This window comes from Enterobacter cloacae complex sp. I1M, from assembly GCF_014982425.1.
Lineage (GTDB): Bacteria > Pseudomonadota > Gammaproteobacteria > Enterobacterales > Enterobacteriaceae > Enterobacter > Enterobacter intestinihominis.
This window is the reverse complement of sequence record NZ_JADCLG010000022.1, coordinates 96,512-116,314: the sequence shown is the minus strand read 5'-3', so window position 1 is coordinate 116,314 and position 19,803 is coordinate 96,512. Positions and strand designations below refer to the sequence as shown.

Sequence of the window (19,803 nt, the reverse complement as noted above, 5' to 3'; positions counted from 1 at the left end):
GCGCTGTGCTTACCGGGCCTACGGGTGCCAAATGTAGGCCGGGTAAGGCGCAGCCGCCACCCGGCATAACTACAGCTTAAGAATATCTTTCACAAACGGAATGGTCAGCTTGCGCTGGGCGGTGATGGAGGCGCGATCGAGCTGATCGAGCGTATCAAAGAGCGTGCGCATCTCCCGATCAAGACGCTTGAGCAGGAAGCGCCCTACGTCTTCCGGCAGTTCAAATCCGCGCAGTCTGGCGCGCAACTGAAGTGCCTGGAGTTTGTCTTCATCCGACAGCGGTTGCAGCTTGTAGATTTGCCCCCAGTCCAGACGAGACGCCAGATCCGGCAGCCCCAGATTGAGCTGACGCGGCGGACGATCGCCGGTGATCAGCAGCCGGGTTTTGCCCGACTCCAGAATGCGGTTGTAGAGGTTAAAGATCGCCATTTCCCACGGCTCGTCTCCCGCCACGCATTCAATATTATCGATGCAGACCAGGGAGAGATGTTCCATGCCCTCCAGCACTTCAGGCACAAACCAGGTGCGTTTATCCAGCGGCACATAGCCTACCGCGTCACCGCGCGCCGAAAGTTCCGCACAGGCGGCATGCAGCAGGTGGCTGCGTCCCGCGCCTTCGCGTGACCAGATATAGATGTATCCGCTGTGTTCCTGGCGCAGCACGTTTTGCAGTGCAGCCAGTAAAGAGGGGTTATCACCCGGCCAGAAACTCGCGAAAGTTTCGTCGTCAGGGAGATAAAGTGGCAGAGAGAGCTGTGCCGGTCCGTTCAGAAATACCTCAACCAGAGATCTTACATAAAATCGGAATGGAGTTTAACACGGAACCAGCAAGGAGAGAACCGGGCGGATCGTCCGCCCGGTTAAAGGATCAATGTGGTGCTTTTTCGCTATCGTCAGCGTCCAGGATTTCTTCTTCCGGACGAATGACCGAGATCAGCTTGAAAATCAGGCTCAGGCCCACGCCGACGATGGTCGCCAGCGCCATACCCTTCAGCTCTGCCGCGCCGATGTGCACCTTCGCGCCGCTCACGCCGATGATCAGGATAACGGAGGTCAGGATCAGGTTCTGCGCCTTGCTGTAATCCACTTTGGATTCAATCAGCACGCGAATACCGGACGCACCGATCACCCCGTAAAGCAGCAGGGAAACGCCGCCCATCACCGGAACCGGGATAATCTGGATCGCCGCCGCCAGTTTGCCGACGCAGGAGAGCAGAATAGCGATGATCGCCGCGCCGCCGATAACCCAGGTGCTGTAGACGCGGGTGATCGCCATTACGCCGATGTTCTCCCCGTAAGTCGTGTTTGGCGTGGAGCCGAAGAAACCGGAGATGATGGTGGAGAAACCGTTGGCAAACATGGAGCGATGCAGGCCCGGGTCGCGGATCAGGTCACGCTTCACGATGTTCGCCGTCACCACCAGGTGGCCAACGTGCTCAGCAATCACCACCAGTGCAGCAGGCAGAATGGTGAAGATAGCAAACCATTCGAAGCGTGGGGTGTAGAAGGTCGGCAGCGCGAACCAGTGTGCCTCGGCAATCGGTGTGGTATCCACAACGCCCATCACGAAGGAGAGCGCGTAACCCGCCAGCACGCCGATCAGGATCGGGATAATCGCCATAAAGCCGCGGAACAGGACGGAACCGAAAACCGTCACGCCCAGCGTCACCAGCGAAATAATAATGGTTTTAGAATCCGGTGACTGACCGTCCGCAGGCAGCAGCCCAGCCATGTTCGCCGCGACACCCGCCAGTTCCAGGCCGATGACGGCAACGATTGCCCCCATTGCCGCAGGCGGGAACATCACGTCCAGCCAGCCGGTACCCGCTTTCTTCACAATGAAGGAGACCAGGCAGAACAGCACACCGCACATGATAAAGCCGCCCAGCGCGACCTCGTAACCCAGCGGCAGCAACAGCAGTACCGGGGAGATAAACGCGAAGCTCGACCCGAGATAGGCCGGGATTTTGCCTTTACAGATGAAGAGGTAAAGCAGCGTACCGATGCCGTTAAACAACAGCACGGTAGCCGGGTTAATGTGAAACAGGATTGGCACCAGCACGGTTGCGCCAAACATGGCGAACAGGTGCTGCAAACTAAGCGGGATTGTCTGTAAAAGCGGCGGTCTTTCACTCACCCCGATAGCACGGCGCGTCATAGTGTTTTCCTCTGAGTGTCATTGTTGGTTTTTATTCAAAAAAAAGCCGACTATCAAAGTCGGCTTCTTTATCGTTATTCGATTATTTAGTCCCAAAAATCTTATCGCCGGCATCGCCGAGCCCCGGGATGATGTACCCGTGCTCGTTCAGTCCCTGGTCGACAGACGCGGTATAGAGTTCAACGTCCGGGTGCGCTTTTTCCAGCGCCGCGATACCTTCCGGCGCCGCGACCAGTACCAGCACTTTGATGCTGCTGCAACCTGCTTGTTTCAGCAGGTCAATGGTGGCGATCATCGAACCACCGGTCGCCAACATCGGGTCAACTACCAGCGCCATACGCTCATCAATGTTAGAGACCAGCTTCTGGAAGTATGGGACCGGCTCAAGCGTCTCTTCGTTACGGTAGATACCTACCACGCTGATACGCGCGCTTGGGACGTGCTCCAGCACGCCTTCCATCATGCCCAGACCCGCACGCAGGATTGGCACCACGGTAATTTTTTTACCTTTGATCTGCTCAACCTGTACCGGGCCGTTCCAGCCTTCGATGGTCACTTTTTCCGTTTCCAGATCAGAGGTCGCTTCGTAGGTCAGCAGGCTACCCACTTCAGAAGCCAGTTCGCGAAAACGCTTCGTGCTGATGTCATGCTCACGCATCAGGCCCAACTTGTGTTTAACGAGTGGGTGTTTCACTTCCACAATCTTCATTCTCTTTCTCCTCTGAGGTGGCATCCGCAAAAAAATCGCGGGATTATACCGCTTTTTTCGGATTGCGCCATACCCATGTTGCTTGATGTACATCAATCAAAAACAAAAAAGCCGGAGGCTGGGCTCCGGTTTGGGTGCGGGGTCTTGCCCGGTGGCGCTGCGCTTACGCGGGCCTACGTGTAGTGTAGGTCGGGTAAGCGTTAGCGCCACCCGACAATTACAGGTTATCGCCGTTGCTCGCAATCACCTGCTTATACCAGTCGAACGATTTCTTCTTGCTGCGGTTCAGCGTGCCGTTACCTTCGTTATCTTTATCGACAAAGATAAAGCCGTAGCGTTTCTTCATCTCGCCAGTGCCGGCAGAGACCAGGTCGATACAGCCCCACGGGGTATAGCCCATCAGATCTACGCCGTCTTCCACCACCGCTTTTTTCATCTCGCGGATGTGGGCGGAAAGGTAGTCGATGCGGTACTGGTCGTTCACCGTGCCGTCGTTCTCCTGCACGTCGATCGCGCCAAAGCCGTTTTCCACAATAAACAGCGGCAGCTGATAGTGATCCCAGAACCAGTTCAGAGAGTAGCGCAGCCCGACAGGATCGATCTGCCAGCCCCAGTCCGATTTCTGCACGTACGGGTTAGAAACCAGGCTCTTGCTCTCGTCATAATCCAGCGTCGGATTATCCGCCGTCGCTTTGGTGGCGAACGACATGTAGTAGCTGAACCCGATGTAATCCACGCAGCCCTGCGTCAGCGCCACTTTATCTTCTTCGGTGATATCCAGCGCGAAGCCGCGACGTTCAAAGTAGTTGAGCAGATGCTGCGGATACTTGCCGCGCACGTGAACGTCGGTGAACCAGTAGCGGCGATGCATGGCGTTCATCGCCATCATCATGTCGTCCGGGGCACAGGTCAGCGGATAGATGGGGCACATGGCAATCATGCAGCCGATATGCAGTGACGGGTTGATCTCACGCCCCGCTTTCACCGCCAGGGCGCTGGCCACCAGCTCATAGTGCGCCGCCTGGAACATCACCGGCTCGCGATCTTCTCCCGGGGCATATTTCAGCCCGGAGTTGGTAAACGGCGCAAAGTCTTCGTGAAAGTTGGCCTGGTTATTGATCTCGTTAAAGGTCATCCAGTACTTCACTTTGTGCTGATAGCGCTCAAAAACGACCTTCGCGAAGCGGACAAAGAAGTCGATCAGCTTACGGTTACGCCAGCCGCCGTATTCCGTTACGAGGTGGAAAGGCATCTCGAAGTGGGAAAGCGTGATCACCGGCTCGATGCCGTGCTTCAGGCACTCGTCGAAAAGATCGTCATAGAATTTGAGTCCCGCTTCGTTCGGCTCCAGCTCGTCGCCTTTCGGGAAAATACGCGTCCAGGCAATGGAGGTGCGGAAGCATTTGAATCCCATCTCGGCAAAGAGTTTGATGTCTTCTTTATAGCGGTGGTAAAAGTCGATGGCTTCGTGGTTTGGGTAATTTTTCCCCTCCAGCACGCCGTTGGTGATTTCACGCGGTACCCCGTGGGCGCCTGCCGTCATGACATCGGCAACGCTCACGCCCTTGCCGCCCTCTTTCCAGCCGCCTTCAAGCTGGTGCGCCGCAACGGCCCCACCCCACAGAAAACCTGCTTTAAATCCTGACATTCGCTTTCCCTCATTCTGCGTTATTTTCTGCAAAAACAGTTACAGAAACCGGTTTCATTTTGATGATGTGCAAAGGGGATAGCCGTTGCAAGCAGATCGCCGAAACCGGTTTCATTTTCGTGAACGGAGTCAAGTTTGTTGCCCTGGACAGTCCGCACAGAAAAAAAGATCCCCGCGCGGAGAATAGGCTCGCAAACGTTTGCCTGGACTGTTAGAATTGCGCCGATTTTTCTTACTAGCTATGCAATCGCGTGGGGATTTAAGCCGTGACCAACAAAACTTCTCTCAGCTACAAAGATGCCGGTGTTGATATTGACGCAGGTAATGCGCTGGTTGACCGAATCAAAGGTGTGGTGAAAAAAACCCGCCGCCCGGAAGTGATGGGTGGCCTGGGTGGATTCGGCGCACTGTGCGCGCTGCCGCAAAAATATCGTGAACCTGTGCTGGTCTCGGGTACGGATGGTGTCGGTACAAAACTGCGCCTGGCGATGGATCTTAAGCGTCACGATACGATTGGTATTGATCTGGTGGCGATGTGCGTCAACGACCTGGTGGTACAGGGCGCTGAGCCGCTGTTCTTCCTGGATTACTACGCGACCGGCAAGCTGGATGTGGATACCGCAGCCAGCGTCATTAACGGTATCGCCGAAGGCTGTCTGCAATCCGGCTGTGCGCTGGTCGGCGGTGAAACCGCAGAAATGCCTGGCATGTATCACGGTGAAGATTATGACGTCGCAGGCTTCTGCGTCGGCGTGGTAGAAAAATCAGAAATTATCGACGGCAGCAAAGTGGCTGACGGCGATGTGCTGGTTGCGCTGGCCTCCAGCGGTCCGCACTCCAACGGCTACTCTCTGGTGCGTAAGATCCTCGAAGTGAGCGGTTGCGACCCGCTGACCACCGAGCTGGACGGCAAACCGCTGGCCGATCACCTGCTGGCCCCGACCCGCATCTACGTGAAAAACGTGCTGGAGCTGATTGAGAACGTTGACGTGCACGCCATCGCTCACCTTACTGGCGGCGGCTTCTGGGAAAACATTCCGCGCGTGCTGCCGGACAATACCCAGGCGGTGATCGACGCCTCCTCATGGCAGTGGCCGTCCGTCTTCAACTGGCTGCAAACCGCAGGCAACGTGAGCGAGCATGAAATGTACCGCACCTTTAACTGCGGCGTGGGCATGGTTATCGCCCTGCCCGCCAGCGAAGCGGATAAAGCGGTTAAGCTGCTGACAGAAAAAGGTGAAAACGCGTGGAAAATCGGTACGATTAAAGCTTCCGATTCCGAACAGCGTGTGGTCATTGAATGAAAAACATCGTGGTGCTCATTTCCGGCAACGGAAGCAATTTGCAGGCAATCATAGACGCCTGCAAACAGAAGAAAATCAATGGCACCATTCGGGCAGTATTCAGCAACAAGGCCGATGCGTTCGGCCTTGAGCGCGCGCGGGAAGCGAACATTCCTGCGCACGCGCTGGAAGCCAGCCAGTTCGCCGGGCGTGAAGCCTTTGACCGTGAGCTGGTGCAGGAGATTGACGCCTACGCGCCTGACGTGGTGGTGCTGGCGGGCTACATGCGTATCCTGAGCCCGGCCTTCGTCGCGCATTACAACGGACGTTTGCTGAATATCCACCCTTCTCTTCTGCCGAAATATCCTGGCCTGCATACCCATCGTCAGGTGCTGGAGAACGGCGATGAGGAGCATGGTACCTCCGTGCATTTCGTTACCGACGAGCTGGACGGCGGTCCGGTCATTTTGCAGGCAAAAGTACCGGTCTTTGACGGTGACAACGAAGACGACGTGACCGAACGTGTACAGGCTCAGGAACATGCCATTTATCCGCTGGTGGTAAGCTGGTTTGTTGACGGCCGTCTTGAGATGCGCGACGGTGCCGCCTGGCTGGACGGCGTGAAGTTGCCCCCGCAGGGTCATGCGGCTGAAGAGTAGTTTGTTCTGTCGGGTGGCGCTGCGCTTACCCGACCTACATATTGCATTACCCGATATTCCCTTCTCCAACCCCCTAAAATCCCCAACAAAAAAAATAACTGTCATACTTTTCTGGCACTGTTGGACATATCGTGGAAATGCTCGCCATAATAAGGACGAGACGGATTTACCACGTCCTGTGATTGAACTGGAGTGTGAGCTGTAATGGGTCAGGAAAAGTTATATATCGAGAAAGAGCTAAGCTGGTTAGCATTCAACGAACGTGTACTTCAGGAAGCGGCCGATAAAAGCAACCCGCTGATTGAGCGTATGCGTTTTTTAGGCATCTATTCCAACAATCTGGATGAGTTCTACAAGGTTCGCTTCGCCGAACTGAAACGCCGAATCATCATCAGCGAAGAACAGGGCTTAAACTCCCACTCGCGGCATCTGCTTGGAAAAATCCAGTCTCGCGTCATGAAAGCCGATCAGGAATTTGATGGCCTCTATAACGAGCTGCTGCTGGAAATGGCACGCAACCAAATCTTCCTGATCAACGAACGCCAGCTCTCCGCGAATCAGCAAAACTGGCTGCGCCACTATTTCAAACACTATCTGCGCCAGCATATCACCCCGATTCTGATCAACCGTGAAACCGATCTGGTGCAGTTCCTGAAAGATGATTACACCTATCTGGCGGTAGAAATCATTCGTGGTGAGACCATTAACTACGCGCTGCTGGAAATACCGTCTGATAAAGTCCCGCGCTTTGTAAATCTGCCGCCGGAAACCCCGCGCCGACGTAAGCCGATGATCCTGCTGGATAACATTCTGCGCTACTGTCTGGACGATATCTTCAAAGGCTTCTTCGATTACGACGCGCTCAACGCCTACTCGATGAAGATGACCCGTGATGCCGAGTACGATCTGGTGCATGAGATGGAGGCCAGCCTGATGGAGCTGATGTCTTCCAGCCTCAAGCAGCGCCTGACGGCAGAGCCGGTGCGTTTTGTCTATCAGCGCGATATGCCGGACGCGATGGTGGAGATGCTGCGCGATAAGCTGACCATCTCCCGCTACGACTCCATAATCCCCGGTGGGCGTTACCACAACTTTAAAGATTTCATTGGCTTCCCGAACGTCGGCAAAGCCAATCTGGTAAACAAACCGCTGCCGCGCCTGCGCCATATCTGGTTCGATAAATTCCGCAACGGGTTCGATGCCATCCGCGAGCGGGATGTGCTGCTCTACTATCCGTATCACACCTTTGAACACGTGCTGGAATTGCTGCGTCAGGCCTCGTTCGATCCGAACGTGCTGGCGATTAAAATCAACATTTATCGCGTGGCGAAAGATTCCCGTATCATCGATGCGATGATCCACGCAGCGCACAACGGCAAGAAAGTGACCGTGGTGGTTGAGCTCCAGGCTCGCTTCGACGAAGAGGCCAACATCCACTGGGCGCGCCGACTGACGGAAGCGGGCGTGCACGTCATCTTCTCCGCGCCGGGGCTGAAAATTCACGCCAAGTTGTTCCTGATCTCCCGTAAAGAGGGCGACGATGTGGTGCGCTACGCCCATATCGGTACCGGGAACTTTAACGAGAAAACTGCGCGTATTTACACCGACTATTCACTGCTGACTGCGGATGCCCGCATCACCAACGAAGTGCGTCGGGTGTTCAACTTCATTGAGAACCCGTACCGCCCGGTGAGCTTCGATTATCTGCTGGTGTCGCCGCAGAACTCACGGCGCCTGCTGTACGATATGATCGACAAAGAAATTGCCAATGCGCAGAACGGCTTGTCGTCCGGCATCACGCTGAAGCTCAACAATCTGGTGGACAAAGGCCTGGTGGATCGCCTGTATGCGGCCTCCAGCTCCGGCGTTCCGGTAAATCTGCTCATTCGCGGCATGTGCTCGCTCATTCCGGAACTGGAAGGCATCAGCGACAACATCCGCGTGATCAGCATTGTGGATCGCTATCTTGAACACGATCGCGTCTATATTTTCGATAACGCCGGTGATAAGCGCGTATACCTCTCGTCCGCCGACTGGATGACGCGTAACATTGATTACCGTATTGAAGTGGCGGCACCGCTGCTGGATCCTCGCCTGAAGCAGCGTATCCTGGACATTATCGAGATCCTGTTCAGCGATACGGTGAAAGCACGTTATATCGACAAAGAACTCAGTAATCGCTATGTACCGCGCGGCAATCGCCGTAAAGTGCGGTCGCAGCTGGCGATTTACGATTACATCAAATCACTTGAGCAACCCGATTAACCTATGCCAATAAACGATAATACCCCACGCCCGCAGGAGTTCGCTGCGGTCGATCTTGGCTCAAACAGTTTCCATATGGTCATCGCCCGCGAGGTGGATGGCGCGATGCAGATCATCGGTCGTCTGAAGCAGCGCGTGCATCTGGCCGATGGGCTCGACGCGCGTAACATGCTGAGCGAAGAGGCAATGGAGCGCGGGCTTAACTGCCTGTCGCTGTTCGCAGAACGTCTGCAAGGCTTTTCGCCGTCCAGCGTCTGCATCGTCGGGACGCATACGCTACGCCAGGCGCTGAACGCGCCGGAATTTCTTAAGCGCGCGGAAAAGGTTATCCCCTACCCGATTGAGATCATCTCTGGTAACGAAGAAGCGCGCCTGATTTTTATGGGCGTGGAGCATACGCAGCCGGAAAAAGGCCGCAAGCTGGTGATTGATATCGGCGGAGGCTCAACCGAACTGGTGATTGGCGAAGATTTCGAGCCGCGTCTGGTTGAAAGCCGCCGTATGGGCTGCGTCAGCTTCGCGCAAATGTATTTTCCGGGCGGCGTCATCACCCGCGAAAACTTCCAGCGCGCGCGCATGGCCGCCGTGCAAAAACTGGAAAATCTGGCCTGGCAGTATCGTATTCAGGGCTGGAACGTGGCGCTGGGCGCATCGGGGTCGATTAAAGCGGCCCATGAAGTGCTGCTGGCGATGGGTGAAAAGGACGGGTTTATTACGCCTGAGCGCCTGGTGAAACTCACCGAAGAGGTGCTTAAGCACAAGAGCTTCGACGCCCTGAGTCTGCCGGGCTTGTCCGACGAGCGTAAAGCGGTGTTCGTACCGGGGCTGGCGATCCTCTGCGGCGTGTTTGACGCGCTGGCGATCAAAGAGCTGCGCCTCTCTGACGGCGCCCTGCGCGAAGGTGTGCTGTATGAGATGGAAGGCCGTTTCCGTCATCAGGATATTCGCAGCCGCACCGCGCAGAGCCTTGCCAACCAGTACAATATCGACCGCGAACAGGCGAAACGGGTGCTGGAAACCACGGTTCAGATGTACGAACAGTGGGAGGAGCAGAATCCAAAGCTGGCGCATCCGCAGCTGGCCGCGCTGTTAAAATGGGCCGCGATGCTGCATGAGGTGGGGCTGAACATTAACCACAGCGGAATGCATCGCCATTCAGCCTATATTCTGCAAAATAGCGATCTGCCTGGCTTCAACCAGGAGCAGCAAACCATGATGGCGACGCTGGTGCGCTATCACCGCAAAGCCATCAAGCTCGACGATCTGCCGCGCTTTACGCTATTTAAGAAAAAGCAATTCCTGCCACTCATTCAGCTTCTGCGCCTGGGCGTGCTGCTCAATAATCAGCGACAGGCGACCACCACGCCGCCGACGTTGAAGCTTAAAACGGATGACTATCACTGGACGCTGAGCTTCCCGCACGACTGGTTTAGCCAGAACGCGCTGGTGCTGCTGGATCTGGAAAAAGAGCAGCAGTACTGGGAAGCGGTCACCGGCTGGCTGTTGAAGATTGAAGAAGAGAGTTCTGAGGCGGCAGCGTAACGGCTAAGGCGCTCTCCTGAGAAGGCTGTGTTTCGAGCAACGTATCAAGCTCAACTGGCAACCCAATCAAGTAGCCCTGCACATAATCGATACCTAGCGCGTGCACCGCGCTACGTATCTCTTCTGTTTCCACACATTCCGCCACCACCAGCATTTTCTTCATCCGGGCCAGATGGCAAATGGATGCCACGATCTGGTAATCCAGACTGTTGCTGACAATATTGCGAATAAAGCCGCCGTCGATTTTGAGAATGTCGGCGTCCACGCTTTTTAACCGCGCATAGCTGGCGTAGCCGGTGCCAAAATCATCAATGGCGATCCGTATTCCCATTTTTTGCAATTGCCTGAGGGTGGATGCCGCCAGATCCGCATGACCAAAGGCGCTACTTTCGGTCACTTCAAAGATCAGCTGCCATGCTTCAACGGCATATCTGGCTAACAGGCGGCTCACTTCAAGCGGGAACTGCGCCCGGTAGACGGTAGAAGGTGCGAGGTTGATGGCAAAGCGTTGGCCCGGCAAACGCTGGCGGTGCTGTGCCAGGAAACTCAACGTACGCTCCAGTACCCATAAATCGACACGCGACGATAAACCAAACTCCTGTGCTATGGGCAGGAACTGCTCGGGAAAGATCAGCGCCCCGTTATCATCACGCATTCGCAGCAGCACTTCGTGGTAATGATCGCCGCGCAGGCCGCGAACGGGCTGAACTAACAGGCTAAAAGCGTTCTGCTCCAGCGCTGTCTGCAAACGGCTCATCATCGCCACCTTATCTTTCAGGCTACGCTGCAAGTGAACAGCCCCGCGCTGCTGAAGATTTTCCGGGTGATTCGTTGAGAGGGAGAGGTCAGCCACGATGCCCAGTTCCCCCAGCACCAGATAGAGGTGATTGACGGGTGAGCGTACATAGCAGTAGCTCACGCCAACCTGAGGCTGCACCGGCATACCATCCCAGATAAAAACAAATTGCTTAATATGCTCGTCCAGCGTCTCAATGCGCTGTTGATGCGACTCCGCCTCCAGTCGCACCGCCATGTCATATCCGGTGAGGTGATAGACTTGCTCTTTTGGCTGAAGGGTGCCATTTATCCATTGCGCCAGCTGCTGCTTATACTGGATCCGTAGCAGTACGCCGTAATTACGCCCCAGCACTTCCAGCTCGGGCACGCGCAGTAAACAGAGCGCCGACCAGGGGTTACTGGCCAGCTCTCGCGACAGCGCCCGCAGGTTGGGCATATGCACCACCGGATCGAGAAAAGCCTGACTGCGGGAGCGAATATTGATGGTCCGCTGACGTGTCGCCAGCATCGACATGTACGTCACAACGAAGGAAAAGACCAGATAGCTGGATGAGGTGATCGCCAGCTGAATGCCATAACCCCCCTGCACCGGAATGTAGTGATAAAAAAAGTGAATCGACACCAGCAGGACCGGCGTCCAGATGATTGACATTAGCTTGTAGCCAAAGCGCATCGCCCCCCAGAGCATCACGGGCATCAGCAGTGACAAAGTGTAGTTGGTGCTGAAAATGGAACTGTTTTCATTCATGGGCAGCAGCAGCATGGCCAGCAACCCACCAAGAGCTAAAAACCACACCACAAACTCAACGGCCGTCACCTTTTTGTCTATTTGCGTGCGGAGCTGGGACATCAGTCCCTTGAAATAGCGCGGATGACGTATCAGGCGGATCAGCAGGTAGCTTAGCGGCACACCCGTCAGCCCGCTCACCAGCAGCCCCTGATAGTTAATAAGGGTCCGAATATTGAGGGGATTCAATCCTGCAAGGCTCTGGCGGCTCTCATAGACCCCGAGATAAACCGCAAACTGAAATAGCACCAGAAAAAGCGTTGCCGGGCAAAACACCTGCCAGAAGATACGTTGCCCCATCAGGCGTATGTCACCGTAAGCGGTCATATTGCGTCGGGGCGCAAACACGCGGTAACCGCCCCAGCTGAGCACCAGGGGGACGATAAAATGTAGAATGCCGGTCACGGTTTCAAACAGCCCAACGGACGGGTAATAACGTAAAAACAGCGACACCACCACTCCGGGAAGGGCTTCCAGGCCAAAGAACAACATCAGCGTCAGCAGAAAGGAGAGCGGGAGATAATAGAGCGCAACGATACCGTCGCCCAGCTGCGTTAAGGTATTAGCCACACTAAGCACCGGGAGTAACACGACGGGTAATATAAGAGGAAGTGCCCACCAGCGGTCTTTATTTTGCTTCAGGATGTGGTGAATATTCATAGATGCTCGTTTACAACCCTTGCGCTCCAGAGGGTAAATGAAGACAGGCATCCAACCTGACGTACACGATGCCCGGAAAATTCCTGGCAAGCACAGTGGAGGTGGGATTTTAAATATCAACGACGAGATGCCGTTGACCTAAATCAAATTAATTTATCTGAATAAACATTTCTTACGTTTTATTTGAATATTTTTCCTGTAATTATCAATGCGATAAATAAAAGCGTTGTTTTTAATAACATAAATTAATGTAAGCATTGACGGTATTTTACATTTCGCTGAATTGACCCCGACTTGCGGCTGTGCCTTAATAGCCGTATCGCCCAAAAGGGTATACTCAGGAAAAGAAAGTGAGTCAGGCTACGCGTATGCGAAAACGACATCGATTTAACACCCGGATGACCCGCATCATACTGCTCATCAGTTTCCTGTTTTTCTTTGGCCGCTTTGTTTATTCCTCCATTGGCGCCTGGTATCACCATCAGGACAAAATTCAGTCGCAGCAATCAGGTCTTGTAGTGGATTCGCCCGAGCGCTAACGTCCATGTTCACGCTGTAACAGCCGAATAATCACCGTCATCCCTTTGCTGAGGATCTTATCCTGACGCATCACTATCGCCAGTTGCCGGCGCAGAACGGGCGTTAACGATTGAACGCGTAATCCCTCCCGGTCGTCGGCATGCTCCACCGCCATTCGCGGCACAATACTGTAGCCCAGCCCTGCACGTACCATGCGTTTGATGGCCTCAATACTGCCAAGCTGCATAACCGGTGAGACGGCTAGTCCGCGGGCTTCAAACCAGCCGTCAATCAACGTTCGCGTACCGCTGCCCGACTCAAACGCAATGAGCGGCTGAGCGTATAAAGAGTCTGGCGTAAACTGCTCCCCTTCTTCCAGCTGAACCTGCGCGCTAATCCAGACAAACTCTTCCTCCATCGCGTGCATAATCGCCAACGTACGACCGCTCGCCGGTAGCGTGACCAGCCCCATATCCAGCCGATTCTCCTCAATCGCCCTGACGATATCCGGCGTATTTCCCGTCGTCACTCCGATCCGTAACAGGGGATACTCCTCACGAAGCTGCTGCAACAGCGCTGGAAGCAGATGAATACAGGCCGTCGCGCCCGTGCCGAGCGTGATGGTGCCGCTCACTTCCTGATTGAACGCGCTAACCGAACGAATTGTCTCCTCAACCGCCAGTTCAAGACGTTCACCGTGCACCCGTAGCGCCTCACCGGCAGCAGTGGCTTTGATTCCACGCCCCGTACGTTCGATCAGCCGCGTCTGAAGAAACTGCTCTAGCTGGCGTATTTGCAGGCTGACGGCGGGCTGGGAAATACCCATTACATCTGCTGCCGCAGAAAAGCTGCCGCGTTGAACGACCAGACGAAAAGTGGCGAGGTGTCCCAGATTGAGCGTCGTCATGCAAAGTTTCTCTTATACGGTGAATAAGGATACGGCTCTGCCAGCACAATACCGCGCCCTGTATGCTCGGGACAACTGCCTAACGGAATGAAAAATAATGGAAACACCTGCACTCCCTCGCCGTCTTGCGCTCACTGCGGGATGTAATCAGCTCATTAACTGGGGGATATCCTTTTACATGCCGGGAACCTTTGCTCATGCCATTACAGCAGACCGAAGCTGGTCGTCCCTCGAAATCTATCTCGGCCTGACGCTGGCCATGCTGGTTATGGCTATTGTCTCGCCGTTTGTCGCTCCTCTGCTGGCGCGTTTTGGTGGACAAAGGGTGGTAATGAGCGGGACCTTGCTGATCGCCGTAAGCTGTCTGTCAATGGCCTTTACGCCCACACTTTCAGGCTGGTATGGCGCCTGGTTGCTGACCGGCATCGGGATGCGCCTGTCGCTGTATGATGCGCTTTTCTCTGCTCTTGTGAACCTATACGGACCGCAGGCACGCAGGACAATCTCTCGTGTCACCCTGGCGGGCGGGCTGGCGTCCGCTGTCTTTTGGCCGCTGGGAGACGCCTTACTGAACGTGATGGGTTGGCAGGATGCGCTGAAGATCTACGCCCTGTTCGGTCTGCTCAGTGCCCTGCTTCTTCGGCGCTTCCCGCGCCAGCGCTTTACGGTCAAGCCCAAAGCATGTACGCAGGTCTCCCCTCATGACAGGCGTAACGGCTGGCTTTATGCAACCTTCATTGCTCTCATCACCTTCGTCTCTAACGGCACCTCTACCCACCTTCCCGAATTTATCGCCAGCTTCGGCCTGCCGGTCGCCGTCGGCATGCTGTGGGGAATGGGGCAGACCGGTGCGCGCCTTATGGAGGTGCTGGCAGGGGCGCGCATCACTCCGCTAAAACTGACGCTTTTCACTGCGCTCGCCATGCCGCTTTGTTTTCTCATCGGACTGAGCAGCGACATGCTGGCCTGGTGTGCCGCCGGATTTGTGTTCGGCTTTGGTGCCATTAACGGGCTGGTGACTATCGTCAAAGCGACGCTACCCCTGGAACTGTTTAGTACAGAGCGCTATGCCAGCCGCACCGGGCTGCTGCTTATTCCAGGCCAACTGATGGCAGCCGCCTCTCCGTTTGCGTATGCGTGGCTGAATAAGTCGCTGGGTATAACAGGCGGAATGTGGGTTTCCGCAGGACTGACGCTGGTCATTGCGGGGTTCGCAGTGGCGCTCGTGCGCAGCCCAGGCAAACAAACTGTATCGCACTGTATCCCGAGCGCTACGCTGACAAACCGGTACAAAACGCCCGCAAAAGCAAACATCCCCGATACATAAAAATGGTCTTCTGTGTCCCTCGCCATAATAAACTGATGAGGAGAGCCACAGATGATTCGTCGATATTTCCTGCTTCCTGTATTTGCGCTGACGTCCTTTGCTGGCGCACTGGCCGCACCGTTGGATGGCCTGAGCGCCGCTGATGTTAATGGCCCGGCCGCCGTAGCGCCGCAGGAAAAACCCCAGCCGCCAGCAAAACTGATCGTCGACCCACCGCTGGCGGGACCGCTGAGTAAAGGTGCGGTCTTTATTCAGTACCGCGTCGAAAACCTGCGCATTGAACCTGTATTTGGACCCGACGCGCTGAAAGTCACTCCGCGTATCGGCCATATTCACGTAGTGGTGGATGACGCGCCCTGGCACTGGGCTGATACCAGCGGCGAGCCGGTGATCCTGGTCGGGCTGCCCGCCGGGAAACACAAGGTAACCATCATCGTTGCCGACCCGACGCATAAGCCCATCGACCATAAAACCGTTGAATTCACCGTACCGCCCCACGCGGCGGTTCATCACTTTTAAGGAGCCTGTTATGAAAGCATTGTCTGTATTAACAGCGGCGCTGCTGGCGGTTTCCACCAGCGCGCTGGCAGAGACGAAAGCCAGCGTGGTGCTGGTGCACGGGGCGTTTGCCGACGGGAGCAGCTGGAATAAGGTGATCACCCGGCTGCAAAAACACCATACCGAGGTCATTGCGGTACAACTTCCGCTCACGTCTCTGAAAGATGATGTCGCCGCCACGCAGCGTGCTATTGCCCGGGCTCATGGGGATGTGGTGCTGGTCGGTCACTCCTGGGGCGGGACGGTAATCAGCGAGGCGGGAAACAATGCCCGCTGAAGTCACTGGTTTACGTTGCCGCTTTTGCGCCGGATTCCGGCCAGTCGACGGCAGAACTGGCAAATAGCTTCCCTGCTCCGCCAGGGAGCGCCAGCCTCGCTAAAACGGCAGAGGGGTATTTATATCTGCCGACAAAAGCGGTCAGCGAGAATTTTGCCCCTGACGTGAAGGACGTTGAGCGCAGCGTGATTGCCGCGACGCAGAGCCCCATTAAGGCCAATGCGTTTGGGGAGAAAGTCGCGCATGCCGCCTGGCATGACAAACCGAGCTGGTATGTGGTCAGCAAAAATGACCGGATGATCAATCCTGAGCTTGAGCGCGCAATGGCGAAGAAAATCAACGCCAACACCACGGAGGTTGCGGCAAGCCATGTATCGATGGTCAGCCAGCCGGACGTTGTTACCCGTACGATTGAACAGGCGTTATCGGGTCAACAGTGATAAAAAAAGCCCGCATGATGAACGGTCCGACTTCGGGCCACGCCATCCTACGGGCTTTATGTACTTCCGGCTCCTGTAACGGGGTTATGTGCGGTTTTGTCACAAACGCGCCTTCGCCCTGACTGAACCATCAGAAGCTATACGTCACCTTCAAACTTCCCACAGGAGACGTTTTTCGCTGAACAATGGGGCTATCGCCCGCCTCTCCCGTCAGCTGCGTAACGCCAGCTGCGGCAAGCAGGCTCCAGCGGGAGGTGAGCTTATGGGTCCAGTCCAGGTTCAGTGAATAGGCGTATATGCCCGATCCGGCATCATGTCGGGCAAATCCCGATGCGGCCGACTGGGCGGCGCTGACCCCGTAGTACGTTTGCATGTACTTGCTGGATCCCCAGCTGCCGGTCAGCGCCAGCGTCACCGAGTTTTCAGGAGAGATGTAGAGCGGGCTGGCAATGCCGAAGTGCACAGCCTCACCGTTGTCTCTTTCCGAAACCGGGACCTCAGCCTGCAGCTGCACGTTAAGCCAGTCAGTTATCCTGTACCCCAGCCCCGGCACAACGACGGCCGAGCCTTTGATGTCACCCATCCCCCGCAGGTAGTCGCTGCCGGAGGCGATTGAATCGCTGCTTACGTCGCGATCCTTACGTCCTGCGCGATAGCTCAGCGCAGCGCTGTAATCCAGGTTGCCAACGCGGTTGCCGTAGCCGAGCCCGCGGGTGGTACTGATAAAGAGTCCATTTGCCATCGCGTAATCAACCACCTGAGCCGCAGTAACGCGGCTCTTATCCGAACCGGAATAGCGTGGCGCAACATCCACGCCGCCCCCCAGGGTTAACACGTTGCCCTGGCGCTGCCCGGCCGCCAGCGCTGGGGTAGCCAGTAACGCCAGGACGGCCCCCGACAGGATGCTTTTCACGCTGCGACCGATGAGTGAACGGGGGAACCTGTGACGCAGTTTGCAGTTTCTCATTAAAGAAGCCCTTTTGGATTCAGATGGTTACGATTCAGGCGGTGTTAAACGCCAGCGCGCTCATTCTGAATACCCTCCCTAAGGTTCTTATGAGCCGAAAATGAAGAAACGCTGAAGCACGTGCTGGTTATGTAAAGCTGAATGATTTCCTGATACCGTTTTTTTCTTAAGCTGTTCTTCATCCACTGCTGATACCGTTACCTTTGTGAAAATTCTACTAATTGAAGACGACCTGGATCTCGGCAACGGCGTACGTTTCGCCCTTGCAGATCAAGGATTTGATGTCATATGGGTACGCCGGAAAGAGGATGCGCTGCATCAGCTTGAGCTCTGCGTGCCGGAGCTTATCCTGCTCGACCTGGGGCTGCCCGATGGCGATGGCATGAGCCTGATGACGCGTCTGCGTCAGCAGCTCCGGGGGATCCCCGTCATTATCCTGACGGCGCGAGGCACGCTGCAGGACCGCCTGTGCGGGCTGGACGCGGGCGCGGACGACTATCTGGTCAAACCTTTTGTTCTCGCCGAGCTGCTGGCACGCGTGAGAGCCCTTGCGCGACGCAGTTACGGTTTTGAAAATGAGGCAATAGAAATTCGCGGTTTGTCGCTTCATATTCCGACGCGTCGCGTAACGGTGAGCGCACGCCACGTTGAGCTGACGGCAAGCGAATATGCGCTGCTTGAAACGTTAATGCTGCGCGCCGATCGCGTGCTTACGCGGCGGTATCTGGAAGAGAGGATATTCGGCACGAAAGAAAATCTCAGCAACGCGCTCGACGTGCATATGGGTAACCTGCGGCGAAAAATTGGCGATGGCTTTGTGCGAACGGTGCGGGGCGTAGGGTACGTCATTGATACCGTACCGGTTCAGAAGGCGGCAGGTTGATGCGTAATTTTTGGTACCGCCTCAGGCTCCCTACGCTGGTCAGGCGAATGCTGGTCGCCCAGATGCTGCTGCTTACGTTGCTCTGGTGTTTCTTTTTAACCTTCATTTTGCTGGAGGACCTGCGCAGCCCTCCAATACTCACGGGCAGTGAGACTTACGAAACCCTTTTTTCCCTTGTTGAGAGCATGGAGGATAGGCCGCAGGCGCGTAATGAGGTGCTGGCCGCGTTCAGCAAGGCGCTGCGGGAGGGTTATGGCGGCGGTGAAGATCCGGAGCTCGCTATCAACCTGATCGTTCGCAAGCATAATGAGATTATTTTTTCTTCGCGTGGCGCGCCAACGGAGGTGAAAAATAGCCGCCTGGGGGAAATGCAGCGCGTCCGGACTGGAGACCACACCTGGACGAGCCGCACGCTCAAATCTGCGCGCTCCGACGTGGAGGTCACCCTTTTCACCCCGGCCGGCAGCTGGAATTTCTTTATCTACCTGAACTCGCGCGGCTATTACGTCATGCCGCTGCTGGTATGCATCCCTTTTCTTCTGTTTCCCGCGTGGCTGTCAATCCGCATCGCGATGCGCCCCTGGAACAGGGTAGTGAATGAAATTTCATTGCGCACGCCAGACGCTCTCTCTCCCTTAAAAGCCGTTCCCAGGCACAGGGAGCTGCGCCAGACGGTGGACGCGATTAATGACTTTCTCGCCAGGGTGCGGGAAAGCGCCGAAAGGGAAAGGGTGTTTATTGCCGATGCCGCGCACGAGCTGCGTACGCCGCTGGCCGCGATGCGAATCAACGTCGAGGCGCTTCAGTCCTCGGTCATCAGCGAAAGCCAGCAGGAGCTGCTTGCAGGCATTGTTCGCAGCAATAGCCGTGCTGCTCGTCTCGTCAATCAGCTTCTGCTGATGAAGCACAGCGAAGCGCACATCGACACGGTAATGGAGCCTGTGCCGCTGACAACGCTTATTCAGGAGCGAATGGCCGCACTGGAGCCGCTGGCATCGGCACGCGGGATTGAGTTTGAATTCTTCGCCGACGATGAAATCCATGTCGCAGGCATTCGGGAACGTCTGGTGTCGCTGATCGACAATTTAATTGAGAATGCCGTGAAGTACAGCCCTGAGGGTGGACGCATTGAGGTACAACTGCAATCGCGTGATACGTCCGCTCAGCTGCGCGTCTCAGACGCGGGCCCCGGTATCCCGGTTGAACTGCGGGAGCGCGTGTTCGACAGATTTTTCCGCGATCCTAATCAGACCCAAAGCGGGAGTGGACTGGGGCTTGCCATCGTCAAAGCCGTTACGCAGCAACACAACGGCAGGGTCAATCTGAGTACGTCAGCCGAAGGTGGTCTTATGGTGACCGTTGATTTCCCGAATCCGTCGCTCGCATGAACGTAAACCCGGCGCTACACGTCCTGAC

At 55.7% G+C, this 19,803-nt stretch carries 16 protein-coding genes and 1 pseudogene; 10 read left to right on the top strand and 7 right to left on the bottom strand.

The features are described from left to right. Positions 1–69: 69 nt before the first annotated feature. From INF86_RS14235 to INF86_RS14220, 4 genes are all read right to left on the bottom strand, one after another. Positions 70–771 carry a DnaA inactivator Hda gene (locus tag INF86_RS14235; RefSeq protein ID WP_211482948.1) on the bottom strand — a complete coding sequence of 234 codons (702 nt, stop codon included), beginning with the start codon at positions 769–771 and terminating at the stop codon, positions 70–72. Positions 772–868: 97 nt separating this feature from the next. After that, positions 869–2,158, bottom strand: coding sequence for a uracil permease (gene uraA / locus INF86_RS14230; protein WP_022648978.1), 1,290 nt, complete (start codon positions 2,156–2,158; stop codon positions 869–871). Between the two features lie 82 nt (positions 2,159–2,240). Further along, positions 2,241–2,867 (bottom strand): uracil phosphoribosyltransferase, encoded by a 627-nt coding sequence (gene upp, locus INF86_RS14225; protein ID WP_022648979.1) that lies wholly within the window; start codon positions 2,865–2,867, stop codon positions 2,241–2,243. A gap of 217 nt (positions 2,868–3,084) precedes the next feature. Continuing rightward, positions 3,085–4,515, bottom strand: coding sequence for a 6-phospho-beta-glucosidase (locus INF86_RS14220; protein ID WP_063152709.1), 1,431 nt, complete (start codon positions 4,513–4,515; stop codon positions 3,085–3,087). A gap of 266 nt (positions 4,516–4,781) precedes the next feature. Here INF86_RS14220 and purM point away from each other — a divergent pair, with 266 nt between their 5' ends. From purM to ppx, 4 genes are all read left to right on the top strand, one after another. Then, complete coding sequence (gene purM, locus INF86_RS14215) at positions 4,782–5,819, top strand: phosphoribosylformylglycinamidine cyclo-ligase (RefSeq protein ID WP_023300680.1); 1,038 nt, start codon at positions 4,782–4,784, stop codon at positions 5,817–5,819. After that, on the top strand, positions 5,816–6,457 hold the full coding sequence (gene purN / locus INF86_RS14210) for a phosphoribosylglycinamide formyltransferase (protein WP_023300681.1): 642 nt from the start codon (positions 5,816–5,818) through the stop codon (positions 6,455–6,457). Before purM ends, purN begins: the two co-directional genes overlap by 4 nt. Positions 6,458–6,661: 204 nt before the next feature. Further along, the gene (ppk1, locus tag INF86_RS14205; RefSeq protein WP_006811494.1) at positions 6,662–8,722 is read left to right on the top strand and encodes a polyphosphate kinase 1; all 2,061 of its coding nucleotides are present in this window, start codon (positions 6,662–6,664) and stop codon (positions 8,720–8,722) included. Between the two features lie 3 nt (positions 8,723–8,725). Beyond that, positions 8,726–10,264 carry an exopolyphosphatase gene (gene ppx, locus INF86_RS14200; RefSeq protein ID WP_003860570.1) on the top strand — a complete coding sequence of 513 codons (1,539 nt, stop codon included), beginning with the start codon at positions 8,726–8,728 and terminating at the stop codon, positions 10,262–10,264. Here the strand turns inward: ppx and INF86_RS14195 are convergent. Next, positions 10,212–12,509: an EAL domain-containing protein gene (locus tag INF86_RS14195; RefSeq protein WP_155024718.1), complete on the bottom strand. Its 2,298-nt coding sequence runs from the start codon at positions 12,507–12,509 to the stop codon at positions 10,212–10,214. The two genes, ppx and INF86_RS14195, sit on opposite strands and share 53 nt — an antisense overlap. Positions 12,510–12,877: 368 nt before the next feature. Here INF86_RS14195 and INF86_RS14190 point away from each other — a divergent pair, with 368 nt between their 5' ends. Then, the gene (locus INF86_RS14190; RefSeq protein WP_017383512.1) at positions 12,878–13,048 is read left to right on the top strand and encodes a YfgG family protein; all 171 of its coding nucleotides are present in this window, start codon (positions 12,878–12,880) and stop codon (positions 13,046–13,048) included. Here INF86_RS14190 and INF86_RS14185 read toward each other — a convergent pair. Continuing rightward, positions 13,045–13,935: a LysR family transcriptional regulator gene (locus tag INF86_RS14185; protein WP_023300684.1), complete on the bottom strand. Its 891-nt coding sequence runs from the start codon at positions 13,933–13,935 to the stop codon at positions 13,045–13,047. The genes INF86_RS14190 and INF86_RS14185 overlap by 4 nt on opposite strands. 97 nt (positions 13,936–14,032) lie before the next feature. Here INF86_RS14185 and INF86_RS14180 point away from each other — a divergent pair, with 97 nt between their 5' ends. The 3 genes and pseudogenes from INF86_RS14180 (at position 14,033) to INF86_RS14170 (ending at position 16,537) form a co-directional block, all read left to right on the top strand. Continuing rightward, positions 14,033–15,262, top strand: coding sequence for an MFS transporter (locus tag INF86_RS14180; protein WP_193543635.1), 1,230 nt, complete (start codon positions 14,033–14,035; stop codon positions 15,260–15,262). Between the two features lie 51 nt (positions 15,263–15,313). Next, positions 15,314–15,781, top strand: a complete 468-nt coding sequence (locus tag INF86_RS14175; RefSeq protein ID WP_003860582.1) for a DUF6130 family protein — start codon at positions 15,314–15,316, stop codon at positions 15,779–15,781. 10 nt (positions 15,782–15,791) lie between these two features. After that, positions 15,792–16,537: pseudogene (locus INF86_RS14170) on the top strand (alpha/beta fold hydrolase). Between the two features lie 130 nt (positions 16,538–16,667). Here INF86_RS14170 and INF86_RS14165 read toward each other — a convergent pair. Further along, a complete protein-coding gene (locus tag INF86_RS14165; RefSeq protein WP_193543634.1) occupies positions 16,668–17,504 on the bottom strand; it encodes a MipA/OmpV family protein in 837 nt (278 codons plus the stop codon). A gap of 205 nt (positions 17,505–17,709) precedes the next feature. On the opposite strand from INF86_RS14165, the gene INF86_RS14160 reads away from it, so the two are divergent. After that, complete coding sequence (locus INF86_RS14160; RefSeq protein WP_038416495.1) at positions 17,710–18,387, top strand: response regulator; 678 nt, start codon at positions 17,710–17,712, stop codon at positions 18,385–18,387. Continuing rightward, positions 18,387–19,775, top strand: coding sequence for a HAMP domain-containing sensor histidine kinase (locus INF86_RS14155; RefSeq protein WP_193543633.1), 1,389 nt, complete (start codon positions 18,387–18,389; stop codon positions 19,773–19,775). Before INF86_RS14160 ends, INF86_RS14155 begins: the two co-directional genes overlap by 1 nt. Positions 19,776–19,803 lie beyond the last annotated feature (28 nt).

What these genes read in the sequence shown, in the direction of transcription:
- INF86_RS14185 (WP_023300684.1), bottom strand. Translation starts at nt 13,935, where the DNA reads ATGACGACGCTCAATCTGGGACACCTCGCCACTTTTCGTCTGGTCGTT.
- ppk1 (WP_006811494.1), top strand. Translation starts at nt 6,662, where the DNA reads ATGGGTCAGGAAAAGTTATATATCGAGAAAGAGCTAAGCTGGTTAGCA.
- INF86_RS14155 (WP_193543633.1), top strand. Translation starts at nt 18,387, where the DNA reads ATGCGTAATTTTTGGTACCGCCTCAGGCTCCCTACGCTGGTCAGGCGA.
- INF86_RS14165 (WP_193543634.1), bottom strand. Translation starts at nt 17,504, where the DNA reads ATGAGAAACTGCAAACTGCGTCACAGGTTCCCCCGTTCACTCATCGGT.
- INF86_RS14220 (WP_063152709.1), bottom strand. Translation starts at nt 4,515, where the DNA reads ATGTCAGGATTTAAAGCAGGTTTTCTGTGGGGTGGGGCCGTTGCGGCG.
- uraA (WP_022648978.1), bottom strand. Translation starts at nt 2,158, where the DNA reads ATGACGCGCCGTGCTATCGGGGTGAGTGAAAGACCGCCGCTTTTACAG.
- purN (WP_023300681.1), top strand. Translation starts at nt 5,816, where the DNA reads ATGAAAAACATCGTGGTGCTCATTTCCGGCAACGGAAGCAATTTGCAG.
- upp (WP_022648979.1), bottom strand. Translation starts at nt 2,867, where the DNA reads ATGAAGATTGTGGAAGTGAAACACCCACTCGTTAAACACAAGTTGGGC.
- INF86_RS14175 (WP_003860582.1), top strand. Translation starts at nt 15,314, where the DNA reads ATGATTCGTCGATATTTCCTGCTTCCTGTATTTGCGCTGACGTCCTTT.
- ppx (WP_003860570.1), top strand. Translation starts at nt 8,726, where the DNA reads ATGCCAATAAACGATAATACCCCACGCCCGCAGGAGTTCGCTGCGGTC.
- INF86_RS14195 (WP_155024718.1), bottom strand. Translation starts at nt 12,509, where the DNA reads ATGAATATTCACCACATCCTGAAGCAAAATAAAGACCGCTGGTGGGCA.
- INF86_RS14190 (WP_017383512.1), top strand. Translation starts at nt 12,878, where the DNA reads ATGCGAAAACGACATCGATTTAACACCCGGATGACCCGCATCATACTG.
- INF86_RS14180 (WP_193543635.1), top strand. Translation starts at nt 14,033, where the DNA reads ATGGAAACACCTGCACTCCCTCGCCGTCTTGCGCTCACTGCGGGATGT.